The 12,412-nt window shown below is 55.4% G+C and carries 11 protein-coding genes; 6 read left to right on the forward strand and 5 right to left on the reverse strand.

Annotated elements, in window-relative coordinates; genetic code table 11:
- Positions 1–75: 75 nt before the first annotated feature.
- Positions 76–945, reverse strand: coding sequence for a LysR substrate-binding domain-containing protein (locus RT340_RS17525; protein ID WP_313377374.1), 870 nt, complete (start codon positions 943–945; stop codon positions 76–78).
- Positions 946–1,136: 191 nt separating this feature from the next.
- On the opposite strand from RT340_RS17525, the gene RT340_RS17530 reads away from it, so the two are divergent.
- The 4 genes from RT340_RS17530 to RT340_RS17545 all read left to right on the forward strand — a co-directional run bounded on the left by RT340_RS17530 (position 1,137) and on the right by RT340_RS17545 (position 5,199).
- A complete protein-coding gene (locus RT340_RS17530) occupies positions 1,137–1,967 on the forward strand; it encodes a DUF6024 family protein (protein ID WP_313377375.1) in 831 nt (276 codons plus the stop codon).
- 151 nt (positions 1,968–2,118) lie between these two features.
- Positions 2,119–2,763 carry an adenylate kinase gene (adk, locus tag RT340_RS17535; protein ID WP_034828185.1) on the forward strand — a complete coding sequence of 215 codons (645 nt, stop codon included), beginning with the start codon at positions 2,119–2,121 and terminating at the stop codon, positions 2,761–2,763.
- Between the two features lie 117 nt (positions 2,764–2,880).
- On the forward strand, positions 2,881–3,840 hold the full coding sequence (gene hemH, locus RT340_RS17540) for a ferrochelatase (RefSeq protein ID WP_034828187.1): 960 nt from the start codon (positions 2,881–2,883) through the stop codon (positions 3,838–3,840).
- A 57-nt stretch (positions 3,841–3,897) separates the two neighbouring features.
- Entirely contained in the window at positions 3,898–5,199 is a 1,302-nt protein-coding gene (locus RT340_RS17545) for an inosine/guanosine kinase (protein ID WP_313377376.1), read from the forward strand.
- Between the two features lie 140 nt (positions 5,200–5,339).
- On the opposite strand, the gene ybaL is transcribed toward RT340_RS17545, so the two are convergent.
- Both ybaL and RT340_RS17555 read right to left on the reverse strand, forming a co-directional pair.
- Positions 5,340–7,028 (reverse strand): YbaL family putative K(+) efflux transporter, encoded by a 1,689-nt coding sequence (gene ybaL, locus RT340_RS17550; protein WP_313377377.1) that lies wholly within the window; start codon positions 7,026–7,028, stop codon positions 5,340–5,342.
- Between the two features lie 220 nt (positions 7,029–7,248).
- Entirely contained in the window at positions 7,249–8,445 is a 1,197-nt protein-coding gene (locus RT340_RS17555; RefSeq protein ID WP_313377378.1) for an MFS transporter, read from the reverse strand.
- A 162-nt stretch (positions 8,446–8,607) separates the two neighbouring features.
- Here RT340_RS17555 and ushA point away from each other — a divergent pair, with 162 nt between their 5' ends.
- Complete coding sequence (gene ushA, locus RT340_RS17560; RefSeq protein ID WP_313377379.1) at positions 8,608–10,359, forward strand: bifunctional UDP-sugar hydrolase/5'-nucleotidase UshA; 1,752 nt, start codon at positions 8,608–8,610, stop codon at positions 10,357–10,359.
- Between the two features lie 28 nt (positions 10,360–10,387).
- Here the strand turns inward: ushA and RT340_RS17565 are convergent, their stop codons facing one another.
- Positions 10,388–10,819, reverse strand: coding sequence for a multidrug/biocide efflux PACE transporter (locus RT340_RS17565; RefSeq protein WP_034828198.1), 432 nt, complete (start codon positions 10,817–10,819; stop codon positions 10,388–10,390).
- Between the two features lie 90 nt (positions 10,820–10,909).
- On the opposite strand from RT340_RS17565, the gene RT340_RS17570 reads away from it, so the two are divergent.
- Positions 10,910–11,779, forward strand: coding sequence for a LysR family transcriptional regulator (locus RT340_RS17570; protein WP_034828200.1), 870 nt, complete (start codon positions 10,910–10,912; stop codon positions 11,777–11,779).
- Here RT340_RS17570 and ybaK read toward each other — a convergent pair.
- Positions 11,776–12,255, reverse strand: coding sequence for a Cys-tRNA(Pro)/Cys-tRNA(Cys) deacylase YbaK (gene ybaK / locus RT340_RS17575; RefSeq protein WP_058962239.1), 480 nt, complete (start codon positions 12,253–12,255; stop codon positions 11,776–11,778). The genes RT340_RS17570 and ybaK overlap by 4 nt on opposite strands.
- Positions 12,256–12,412 lie beyond the last annotated feature (157 nt).

The raw sequence follows: 12,412 nt of genomic DNA on the forward strand, positions 1-12,412 counted from the left end.
TATCCGACAGCCAGAAGAAAAAATGCCAGTCAGGCTTAACTGACTGGCATTAGGCATTGAATGCCGACCTTTCTTTTAATGCAGCGCCTGATCGCGCAGCCAATTCCGGAACAACGTTATCTCCGCATCATGCTGACGTGACATTTTCGTCATCATCCAGGTGGCGCGGTCCACACGCACAAATCCCAATGGGGCGATAAGCGTACCGTCGCTCAACTCCTGCCTGACCAGTAAGCGCGGGGCCATGATCACCCCTAAACCATTTCTCGCCGCCTGAATGCCCAGAGTGAGATTATCGAAATGCTTACCGACCCAATAATTGCCACGCGCACCGCTGGTTTTCGCCCACTCGGCCCAGGCGTGCAGTCGTGTATCGGCATGCAGCAGCGGCAATGACGCTAAATCCTGCTCATTGTGAAAACGCGCAGCATACTGAGGCGCGCACAGCGGGCCGATGTAGTCATCGCTGATCAGCGTAGCATCAATATCCTCATCCGGTGACTGCTCATAGCTGAGAATCAGCACATCGGTGTGTTCACTGCGCAACTGGTCGATCTCCACCAGCGGCTGAAACTGCACTTCAATATCGGGATAGCGTTGATAAAAACTGCTAATACGTGGAATCAGCCATTGCGAGAGAAAACTGGGCGCGCAAGAGACGCTGAGGTGATGACGCATGCCGGTGCGAATGCTTTCGCAGGTGGTGGAGAGTTCGCTAAACGCCTTCTGACAACTCACCAGCAAGCGCTCGCCGTGTGAGGTTAATTTGACGCGCCCATTGGTACGGACGAATAAGGGCTTTCCCATCCAGCTTTCCAGCTGTCGAATCTGATGGCTAATGGCGCTGTGTGTCACATGAAGACGCTCGGCCGCCACGCTAAAACTGCTGTGCAGTGCTGCCTGATGAAAATAGTGCAGTGCACGTAACGACGGAAGCGCGGTCATACTCATCCCCTGTGTAAAAACCTAACAGGGATTGTCAGTTTATATCATTTTAATGTCCAGCCGCATTGGCCTAACCTTTCCCCCAGATTATGGCGGGTTGACGGATGGCGTTGTCTGTGTTTAAAGCGGCTAATGTTCCCCCTCAATCTGCGACACACACAGCATCTTTATAATTAGAGAAATCTCACGCGATGGATCACCAACATGCTTCTGCCAGGGCGGCGGCAGCGCGCGATCGACTTCGCGGCTTGCTTTCACGTCACTATCGGCTGGAAAATTACGACCTCTTCTTTGCACCTTCTTTGCATATTTCGCGGGTGCTGCTCTCACAACTGTTTTTACGTCAGGAACAGGCGCGCAATCAAACGCGTTACGCTTCGCAATATCCGGTCAGTGAACTGAGTGTGTTACCCGCAGTGCCGATGATGGCTGGTAACATTGCGCTGGTGGAGCATGTCGACATGCTGCAGGGTCGGGTGCGTCCGCTGGCGGAGTGTCAAAGTCAGGGCGTGACCGACGCCTCGGAATCCTTTGCCACCTTGTTGCATAAACGATTAATCAGTGATGCGCGATTGTTTGTGGCGCGGCTCGATCGTCATGCGGCGTTAAGCAGTGACCTGGTGTTAATTGCATTGAAAACCTGCGATTTCAGCACGCTAGTGCGCAGCGAATTGCGGTTATTTGAGCAGGGACTGGCCTTTGGCTCGTCACTGGATCAAACTCTTGAAATGATGGAAAACAGCGACTGGCGGCCGTTTAATATCGCTAGCGTGGATAATATTACGCTTGAGGCCCCGGTTCAGCTGCAATCGATTCAGCAGCACGGCTTACCGTTCGCCCTGTTCCCCATGCCGGTCAGTCTTACCTTGCCCGACTTACCGCAGGATATGCATCTGCTTCCCGCTCCTCACCGATTGCGCCTGCATGCCAACGTGCGCGGCGGTGTGAACAAAAATCAAAACGTCACGCCGATCCTGAAGAGACGTCTGAAAGACGTGTTAAGCGTTAGCCTTGATTCTTAAAAACGGGCACTCTGCTGGTGTTTTGCGCTAAAGCAAGTCAAAGTAAAGCTTTCACCGGAAGCGCGCCCGTTTCCTTGTGGTGCGCGGGTCATAATGGTATGTTCTTGGCCTTCTCAGATTGATCAATGCGATTCGCAAGGGGAATTACGCAATGCGTATTATTCTGCTCGGGGCACCGGGCGCAGGTAAAGGCACTCAGGCTCAATTCATCATGGAGAAATACGGTATTCCGCAAATCTCCACCGGTGACATGTTGCGTGCGGCAGTTAAAGCAGGCACCGAACTGGGCCAACAGGCGAAAGCCATCATGGATGCCGGTAAACTGGTGACAGACGAGCTGGTGATTGCGCTGGTTAAAGAGCGTATCGCGCAGGAAGACTGCAAAAACGGTTTCCTGCTCGATGGCTTCCCACGCACCATCCCACAAGCTGATGCCATGAAAGACGCGGGTATCAATGTTGACTTCGTGCTGGAGTTTGCCGTACCGGACGAACTGATTGTGGATCGTATTGTTGGTCGTCGCGTGCATGCGCCGTCTGGCCGCGTGTATCACGTCACCTATAATCCTCCAAAAGTGGAAGGCAAAGATGACGTGACCGGCGAAGAGCTGACCACGCGTAAAGACGACCAGGAAGAAACCGTGCGTAAGCGTCTGGTGGAATACCATCAGCTGACTGCACCGCTGATTGCTTACTACAGCAAAGAAGCGGAAGCCGGTAACACCCAGTATCACAAGATCGACGGCACCCGTAAGGTGGCTGAAGTGAGCACGCAGCTGGCCGGTATTCTCGGTTAATGCGGATCAGGGGCCGGTTGTCCGGCCCTTTTACAGCAATTGCTTTCCCCTCCCACGATTTCCGCTACAATTTCCCCCTGATTTTGATCCATTCGTTTTGACATCAAGGAAATACCAATGAGGCAAGAAAAGCCTGGGGTTTTGCTGGTCAACTTAGGCACACCTGATGCGCCTACAACACCTGCCGTTAAGCGCTATCTGAAACAGTTCCTTGGCGACCCGCGCGTGGTGGATACACCGCGTTGGTTGTGGTGGCCGATTCTCAATTTCGCCATTTTGCCGTTCCGTTCGCCGCGCGTGTCGAAACTGTACGCCTCGGTGTGGATGAAAGAAGGCTCTCCGCTGATGGTGTTCAGCAAGCAGCAGCGCGATGCGCTGGCGCAGCGCGTGGATATGCCGGTTGAGCTGGGCATGAGCTACGGCCAGCCAAGCCTCGACGGGGCGGTACAGCGTTTGCTGGACCAGGGTGTCACCAAACTGATTGTGTTGCCGCTCTATCCGCAATTCTCGTGCTCGACGGTGGCTGCCGTTTGGGACGGATTATCCGCCAGCTTTAAACCGCTGCGCTCCCTGCCTGAAGTGGCTTTCATTCGCGATTATGCCGAGCATCCTGCCTATATCGCAGCACTGAAGGCTTCGGTTGAGCGTTCGTTTGCGCAGCATGGCGAACCGGACCTGCTGGTGCTGTCGTATCACGGCATCCCACAGCGCTTTGCCGACGAAGGTGATGATTATCCGCAGCGCTGCAAAGACACCACCGAGGCGCTGGCTGCCGCGTTGGGCATCGCGCCGCACAAAATCATGATGACCTTCCAGTCACGCTTTGGTCGCGAGCCATGGTTGACACCGTACACCGACGAAACCATGCAAGGTTTACCGGCCAAGGGCATCAAACATGTGCAGGTGATGAGTCCCGGCTTCTCCGCAGACTGCCTGGAAACCCTGGAAGAGATCAGCGAGCAGAACTGTGAGTTCTTCCTGCACGCCGGTGGCGAGAAGTTCGAATACATTCCCGCGCTCAACGCCGATGACGAGCACATCGAGATGATGGTTCAGCTGGTCAACGCACGCCGATAAAGTGCTGGCAGAGAGTGTGATATCATTCTCTGTCAGATTTCCCTTACGGCAGCCACGATGAAATTTCCCGGCAAACGCAAATCCAAACACTATTTCCCCGTTAACGCGCGCGATCCGCTGCTGCAAGCCACACCTCAAGAGCAGGAAGAGGGCAGTTGGGTGGTGGGTATCGACCAGACGCTGGTGGATATTGAAGCCAAAGTTGATGATGACTTTCTGCAACGCTACGGGCTGAGCGCCGGCAACTCGCTGGTGATCGACGATGCTACCGCAGAAGCTTTGTATGACGAGCTAATGCGCGATGCGCTGATCAGCCATCAATTTGCCGGCGGCACCATCGGTAATACGCTGCACAACTATTCCGTGCTGGCCGATGACCGTTCCGTATTGCTCGGCGTGATGTGCAACAACATCCAGATTGGCGGCTACGCTTATCGCTATCTGTGCAACACCTCCAGCCGTATGGATCTCAACTTCCTGCAGGGCGTGGATGGCGCGATTGGCCGCTGCTTCACTCTGATTGGTGAGCAGGGCGAACGCACCTTTGCCATCAGCCCGGGTTTAATGAACCAACTGCAGGCGGACAGCATTCCGGAAGAGGTGATTGCCGGGGCGTCGGCGCTGGTGCTGACTTCCTATCTGGTGCGCTGCCAGCCGGGTGAACCGATGCCAGCGGCCACGCTGCGTGCCATCGACTACGCGAAAAAACATAACGTGCCGGTGGTGCTGACGCTGGGAACCAAATACGTGATTCAGGACGATCCGCAGTTCTGGCGCGATTTCCTGCGTGATCATGTGTCGATCGTGGCGATGAACGAAGAAGAGGCGCTGGCGCTGACGGGTGAGCAGGATCCGCTGCTGGCGTCGAATATTGCGCTGGACTGGGTGGATCTGGTGCTGTGCACTGCTGGCCCTACCGGTTTGTATATGGCTGGCTTCACCGAAGATGAATTCAAGCGCAAAACCAATCATCCGCTGCTGCCGGGCTCAATTGCCGAGTTCAACCAATATGAGTTCAGCCGCGCTATGCGTCATCAGGATTGCCAGCAGCCGCTGCGCATCTTCTCGCACATCGCGCCTTATATGGGCGGCCCTGAGAAGATCATGAACACCAACGGCGCGGGCGATGGTGCTCTGGCCGCGCTGCTGCACGACATCACTGCCAATAATTTCCACCGCCAGAAAGTGCCGAACTCCAGTAAACACGCACGCGGTTATCTCACCTATTCGTCGCTGGCGCAGGTGTGTAAGTATGCCAACCGGGTGAGTTATCAGGTGCTGAATCAGCATTCACCGCGTCTGATGCGCGGGCTGCCTGAGCGGGAAGACAGTTTAGAAGAGTCGTACTGGGACAGGTAACAGTGAACCCGTAACGGCGCGATTTATCGCGCGTTTGTTGGCAGCGGTGCTGCTTGAATTGCGCGATTAATCCCGCCGCTACGGTGTCTGTTGAATAGCGGCGCTACGGTATCAGTTGAATTATGGCGCTACGGTGTCTGTTATATCGGGCACTCCCGCACAATCGGGTTCTGCGCAATCTCTTCCTGCAGCACGTTCAACATGCTGTTGGCGATCTCACGCTCGCCCATCACCACGCGATTGGCACCGCGTTCCATGATGTAATTCACTTCATCGTCGTAATGCGCGCGGGCAATAATTTCGATATCCGGACGCTTCTCACGCGCGGCGGTGACAATTTCCCCGGCTTCGTAACCGTTTGGAATGGTCAGCAGCAGCCAGCGTGCACAGTCGAGTCGGGCTAACTCCATGGTATCGACGCGAGCCGCATTGCCCAGCACCGCCTTGATCCCTTGCTCACGCAGCGCTTCAACGCGCGGACGGGAATTTTCCACCACTACCAGCGGCACATCGGCTTCCATCAGCTGCTGGCCCAGCAAGCTGCCAACGCGGCCATAACCCACAATGACCGCGTGATTACAGATATCCAGCGGAATCTGCTTCTCTTCTTCAATCGCCTCTTCCAGCGTCTGCTCTTCGATGGTTTCAGTCTTATCGAGGTAGCGCTCCAGAAGGGTAAACAGAATCGGGTTGAGCATAATCGAGAGGATCGCAGCCGCCAGCACCAGATTGCGTCCTTCATCACTCAACATGCCGAGTGAAATACCTAATCCGGCAAGGATAAAAGCAAATTCCCCAATCTGCGCCAGACTCACTGAAATGGTCATGGCGGTGCGGCGCGAGTGGCCGAGCAGCGTCACCAGCAGCCAGGCGGCGATGGATTTCCCGAGCACGATGATCGCCAGCGCGCCCAGCACCGCCAGCGGCTGCTCGATCAAAATCATCGGGTCAAACAACATACCGACCGAGACAAAGAACAGCACCGCAAACGCATCGCGCAGTGGCAGGGTATCGTGCGCGGCACGGTGGCTGAGTTCGGATTCGTTAAGCACCATACCGGCAAAGAAGGCGCCGAGGGCGAAGGAGACATCGAAGAATTCAACCGCACCGAAAGCGATACCCAGCGCCAGGGCCAGTACGGATAAGGTAAAGAGTTCACGCGATCCGGTGGCGGCACTTTTTGCCAGAATCCACGGCACCAAGCGACGGCCGACCACCATCATCAGCACCATAAAGGCGACGACTTTGCCGATGGTCAGCATCAGGTCCCAGAACAGCAGAGAGGGGCTGGCGTTGCCTTCTTCCAGCATCCCGGCAATGGCGGGCAGCAGCACCAGCGTCAGGACCATCACCAAATCTTCAACAATCAGCCAGCCAATGGCGATCTGCCCCCGCTGGCTATCAATCAGTTGACGCTCTTCCAGCGCACGCAGTAACACCACGGTACTGGCGGTGGAGAGACAGAGGCCAAACACCAGACCGGTCATCCACGACCAGCCCATCGCCCACGACAGCCCCATTCCCAGCAGCGTGGCCACCGCGATTTGCGCGATGGCGCCGGGAATGGCGATCGACTTTACCGACATCAAATCCTTCAGCGAGAAGTGCAAACCCACGCCAAACATCAGCAAGATAACGCCGAGTTCGGCGAGCTCAGGCGCGAGGTTAGTATCGGCGACGAAGCCCGGGGTAAAGGGACCGGCGAGCACGCCAGCCAGCAGATAACCGACCAGCGGGGAGATTCGCAGACGGTTGGCAATCATTCCAAGGATAAAGGCGAGGACCAGGCCCCCGACAATGGTGGTGATCAACGGTGTGGTGTGATGCATGCCTGTCTCCTTGTGTGCAAATGTATCCGCTTGTAACAACCTAGTGTAATGCACAATCGCTAATCACGTTTAAACATTTGAGCGGTGAAAAGCGAGTAAATTGAAAAATTAAGAAGAAAACGCAGCTTAAGCAGCATTTTCCTCAGTTATCTCATACTATCGGCAGGTTTTACGCAGAATGGAGGGGGGCGAGGAAAAAGCGTTGCCCCCCAAAAGTGGCTTACGCGTGGCGGTTATCAGGTAAGAAAGCGGTTAAAAGGCCGATTAAAGGCAGCCAGGCACAGATTTGATATACCCATTCGATGCTGGTGTGGTCTGCCACTACGCCCAACACGGTGGCACCGAGCCCACCCATACCAAAGGCAAAACCGAAAAACAGCCCGGAAACCATACCAATACGCCCTGGCATCAGCTCCTGCGCATACACCAAAATGGCAGAAAACGCCGAGGCGAGAATCAACCCGATGATCACGCTCAACACGCTGGTCCACATTAAGTTGGCGTGGGGCAACAACAAAGTGAAGGGCGCAACGCCAAGAATCGATACCCAAATCACGTATTTACGGCCGATTTTATCGCCAATCGGCCCGCCAATAATGGTGCCCGCAGCCACCGCGCCGAGGAAGGCAAACAGATGGAATTGCGAGGCCTGAACAGAAAGTCCGAACTTCTGGATTAAATAGAAGGTGTAGTAGCTGCTCAGGCTGGTGAGATAGAAGTATTTAGAGAAGATCAGCAGCAGCAAAATGCTGATCGCCAACGCCACTTTCTTACGCGGCAGCGGGTTAACCGGCGCAACCGTTGCCTTTGCCTTACTGGCGCGCTGCTGGTGGCTATACCAGCGGCTGACCTGCAGCAGCACGATAATGCCGAGCAGTGCCGCCAGCACGAACCAGGCAAGATGCCCTTTGCCGTAAGGGGCAACGATCATCGCTGCTAACAGTGGGCCTAACGCGCTACCAAAGTTGCCGCCCACCTGGAACAGGGATTGAGCCAGGCCATGACGTCCACCGGAGGCCATACGCGCCACGCGCGAAGATTCCGGATGAAACACCGAGGAACCACTGCCCACCAGCGCGGCAGCGAGCAGCACCTGCGGATAGGTGCTGGAGAACGTCAGCAGCACCAGACCACACAGCGTAAAGCCCATCCCCACCGGCAAAGACCAGGGTTTTGGGTATTTGTCGGTGTAATGACCGATGATCGGCTGTAGCAGCGAAGCGGTGACCTGAAAGGTTAGCGTTATCAGACCTATCTGGACGAAGTTAAGGCTAAAATCTTTTTGCAGCATCGGGTAGATCGCCAGCAGCAGCGATTGCAGCATATCGTTGAGCAGATGCGCGAGGCTGATGGCACCTAAAATGCCAAAAGCGGTCCGTCCCGGTGCGCGTGCCGGGGTTGCGATGTCACTTGCCATAAAAATCCTGAAGAGTGCGGTTATCGTTATCAGTTTGTTACTACCGCATGACTCTATAAGCCTTTAGTCTTGAGTTAAAGTGCCATCTGTGCGACACAGAAGGGTGATAAAGCACATTAAGTCCACGGCAAAGTGGAAAGACGCAGAATAAGGAGATCGGCTTTGTTGTTATTCCCGCGGAGAGGGCGCTGTCTGGCGCTGATCATGCTGTTGCTGCCGATGCTGGCGCAGGCATGGCAGACGGATCGCAGTTATCGATTCAGTATTCTGCACACCAACGATCATCACGGTCGCTACTGGACCAATGCGCAGGGCGAATACGGTCTGGCGGCGCAGAAAACGCTGATGGATAAACAGCGTTATGATGTGCAGGCCAAAGGCGGTGGTGCCTTGATCCTTTCCGCCGGAGACGTGAATACCGGCGTGCCGGAATCGGATCTGCTCAATGCCGAACCCGATATTCGTGGCATGAACCTCATCGGCTACGATGCCATGGCGCTCGGCAATCACGAATTTGATAAGCCGCTCAGCGTGCTGCAACAGCAACAGAAGTGGGCCAAATTTCCCTTCCTCTCTGCCAATATCTATCAAAAGGGCAGCGACCAGCGTCTGTTCAAGCCGTGGGCGATCTTTAATCGCATGGGGCTGAAGATCGCGGTGATTGGCCTGACCACCACCGATACGCTTAAAATTTCCAATCCGGAAAATATTGCCAATATCGACATCCGCGATCCGGTGAAAGAGACGGAAAAAGCGGTGGCGGAACTGCGTGCCAGTGAAAAACCCGATGTGATTGTGGCGCTGACGCACATGGGCCATTACGACGATGGGCAGCACGGCAGCAACGCACCGGGTGATGTGGAACTGGCGCGCAGCCTGCCGCCGGGCACTATTAATGTGATTATTGGTGGCCACTCGCAGGACGCGGTGTGCATGGAAAAAGATAACGTCAGCGTGAAAGATTATCAGCCCGGCCAGCCTTGTCAGCCCGATCGCCAAAATGGCGTGTGGATCATGCAGGCAAAAGAGTGGGGCAAATACGTCGGGCGCGGCGATTTCACCTTCCGCAACGGCGAATTGACGCTGGACAGCTATCAGCTGATCCCGGTGAACCTCAAGCACGAAGTGAAGAATCTGGATGGCAGTGTTTCCTGGCTTACCTGGCAGGAAGAGATCCCACCCAACAGCGCAATGATGAAATTGTTGACGCCGTATCAACTGCGCGCGGCAAAGAAACTCGACGTCACGGTTGGCAGCAGTGATGGCGTGTTCGTGGGCGAACGCGACAAAGTGCGCTTTGAACAAACCAACCTTGGGCAGCTGATTCTGCGCGCGCAGATGGCAGCGACCCAAGCGGATTTCGCGGTGATCAGTGGCGGTGGCATTCGCACTTCACTGGCCGCGGGCAAACTGAGCTGGCGCGATCTGTTGCAGGTGCAGCCGTTTGGTAATCAGGTGGTGTCAGTCACGCTGACCGGAGACGAATTACTGAAGTATCTTGCCACGGTTGCCAATATCAAGACCAACTCCGGTGGTTTCGCGCAATTCAGCAATATCAGTCTGGTGGCAGATGGCAAAGCGGTGAGTGAGGTGAAGATCAATGGCGAGCCGCTGCAAAAAGACAAAACCTATCGCATGGCCACCAACAGCTTTAATGCCAGCGGCGGTGATGGTTATCCCAACATCGAGGCGCATGCGGGCTTCAGCAATACCGGACTGCGCGATGCGGATGTGCTGCGCGATTACGTCACGGCGCACTCACCGCTGAAAATCGCCGACTATGCGCCAAACGGCATCGTGCATTTAACGGAGCAGCAGGTGCAGGAGCGCGACAAAGCGCAGGAAAAACCCAGGAAGCGTAGCTATCCGCAAGCCATTTTGGCGTGGATCTGGCCGCGTGCGCTGCACAATTAAAAACGGCGCCCGATTGGGCGCCGTTGTTTTATGCCTGACAGGATTTCTGCGTCAGCCAGCGCTGGCGCAATTTATCCCACATCCAGTTATAAGCCATGGTATAGGGCAGGAAGAACAGGAAGAACGCCACTTCCAGCATAAAGGCTTCCAGCAGCGTGATCTTCAGCATCCAGGCGGCAATCGGCAAACCGATAACGATAAAGCCCCCTTCAAAGCCCAGCGCGTGGATGGCGCGCAGGCCGAGGCCGCGTTTTCTCTGCGGCGGCCAGATGCGATCAAAACCGGTGTTATAGATCATGTTCCACAGCATGGCGACCGTTGACAACATAATCGCCAGCGCGCCCATCTGAAACAGCGGCTTTTCCATAATCCAGGCGGCCAGCGGAGCCACAGTGAGAATCGCCAGCACTTCAAATCCTGCAGCATGATAAAAACGTTCTTTCAGCGAACGGGTACGCATATAAACCTCCTTTTAGGTAAAGCGACACATTTTCTCACCGCAAAATGCTAAGATAAAATGATTACCTATCGATAAAAGCGATGGTTCACCATGAAATACTCCCCGGAATCCCTTGAGGCTTTTGTCCAGACCGTCGCCAGCGGCTCGTTTTCTGCGGCGGCGCGTGCGCTGGCCAAAAGCCAGTCCACCATCAGCAGCGCCGTGGCGAATCTGGAAGACGATCTCGGTTTCACCCTGTTCGATCGCAGCGGTCGCCAGCCGGTACTAACCGAGCAAGGACAGCGCGCACTGGCGCAGGTACAGCAGATTCTGGCGGCCAGCCAGCGGTTGGATGAGCTGGCGGTGCGGCTGTCACAGGGCGTGGAACCGCGACTCAGTCTGGCGATTTCTGATTTCTGGCAGGCCGATCATCATGAAAATCTGCTCAACCGCTTTGAAGCGCGTTATCCGGATATTGAATTTGAATGCATGATTGCTGAGGACGCGGACGCGCTGGACCTACTGCAGGCCGGTCGCGTGCATCTCGGCGTGGTGCGTGCGCAGCCGCAACTGCCGCCTGATTTAGCGGTGGCGCGTTTACAGGTGGGGGCGGAAATGGCGATCTATCTGCATCAGGAGCATGTGCTGGCGCAGTCAAAACAGGTGAGTGAAGCACAACTCGGTGAATTGCGTCATTTACGGCTTAATACCTGGGTGCAAAACCGTGAACCCTTGCCTGCTGGCCGAGTGTGGTCGGCGCCTTCTTATTTATTGCTACTGGAAATGGCGGAGCAGGGCTTTGGCTGGAGCGTATTACCGCGCTGGCTGGTGGAGCAGTTTGGTCATCAGGTGTTGAAAGAGTTGCCGGTGCCAGGCTGGCCACAGCGCATCGCGGTGGATGTAATCTGGTCGCGACGCAATCCGCCAGGTCCTGCCGGGCGCTGGATGATTGATCAACTCTGCGCCCAGCAACCGGATTAATCGCGGCGCGCCACGTCGGCCAGTGTGGCATCCAGCAGTCGTGCCAGGTCATGCGCCGCCAGTTCTATATCCAGCCCGCGCTTACCGCCGGAGACAAAGATGGTGGCAAATTCTGCAGCCTGCTGATCGATCACCGTTGGCAGGCGTTTTTTCTGCCCCAGCGGGCTGATGCCACCCACCAGATAGCCGGTGACGCGCTGTGCCAGTTGCGGGTCGGCCATATCCGCTTTTTTGGCGCCCAGCGCCTTTGCCACTTTTTTCAAATCGAGCTGCGAGGAAACTGGCGTCACGGCTACCGCCAGCGCTTTGGCATCGCCGTTGAGCGCCACGAGCAGGGTTTTGAACACCTGGCGTGCATCGAGATTGAGCTTACGCACCGCCTCATCACCAAAATTTGTTTCGTGGCTGTCATGCTCATAAGGATGAAGGGTAAAGGCGACCTTTTGTTTTTCCAGCAGTTTTACGGCGGGTGTCATGTTCTGTCCTTGGTACGAAAATTCTTATTTCAGTTTTGGTGAATAATACTGGCGAAATTCTGAACTTTGCGCGAAAATTGGCCCGCGCCAGCAATGCTGGTGATAACCAAAATCATAAACAAATTCCTCTTTGACGGGCCGATAGCGATATTGGCCT

It is taken from the genome of Pantoea sp. CTOTU50773, from assembly GCF_032082325.1.
Taxonomy (GTDB): Bacteria; Pseudomonadota; Gammaproteobacteria; order Enterobacterales; family Enterobacteriaceae; genus Pantoea; species Pantoea communis.

What these genes read in the sequence shown, in the direction of transcription:
- RT340_RS17565 (WP_034828198.1), bottom strand. Translation starts at nt 10,819, where the DNA reads ATGCGTACCCGTTCGCTGAAAGAACGTTTTTATCATGCTGCAGGATTT.
- RT340_RS17525 (WP_313377374.1), bottom strand. Translation starts at nt 945, where the DNA reads ATGACCGCGCTTCCGTCGTTACGTGCACTGCACTATTTTCATCAGGCA.
- RT340_RS17570 (WP_034828200.1), top strand. Translation starts at nt 10,910, where the DNA reads ATGAAATACTCCCCGGAATCCCTTGAGGCTTTTGTCCAGACCGTCGCC.
- RT340_RS17545 (WP_313377376.1), top strand. Translation starts at nt 3,898, where the DNA reads ATGAAATTTCCCGGCAAACGCAAATCCAAACACTATTTCCCCGTTAAC.
- RT340_RS17530 (WP_313377375.1), top strand. Translation starts at nt 1,137, where the DNA reads ATGGATCACCAACATGCTTCTGCCAGGGCGGCGGCAGCGCGCGATCGA.
- ybaL (WP_313377377.1), bottom strand. Translation starts at nt 7,028, where the DNA reads ATGCATCACACCACACCGTTGATCACCACCATTGTCGGGGGCCTGGTC.
- ybaK (WP_058962239.1), bottom strand. Translation starts at nt 12,255, where the DNA reads ATGACACCCGCCGTAAAACTGCTGGAAAAACAAAAGGTCGCCTTTACC.
- adk (WP_034828185.1), top strand. Translation starts at nt 2,119, where the DNA reads ATGCGTATTATTCTGCTCGGGGCACCGGGCGCAGGTAAAGGCACTCAG.
- RT340_RS17555 (WP_313377378.1), bottom strand. Translation starts at nt 8,445, where the DNA reads ATGGCAAGTGACATCGCAACCCCGGCACGCGCACCGGGACGGACCGCT.
- hemH (WP_034828187.1), top strand. Translation starts at nt 2,881, where the DNA reads ATGAGGCAAGAAAAGCCTGGGGTTTTGCTGGTCAACTTAGGCACACCT.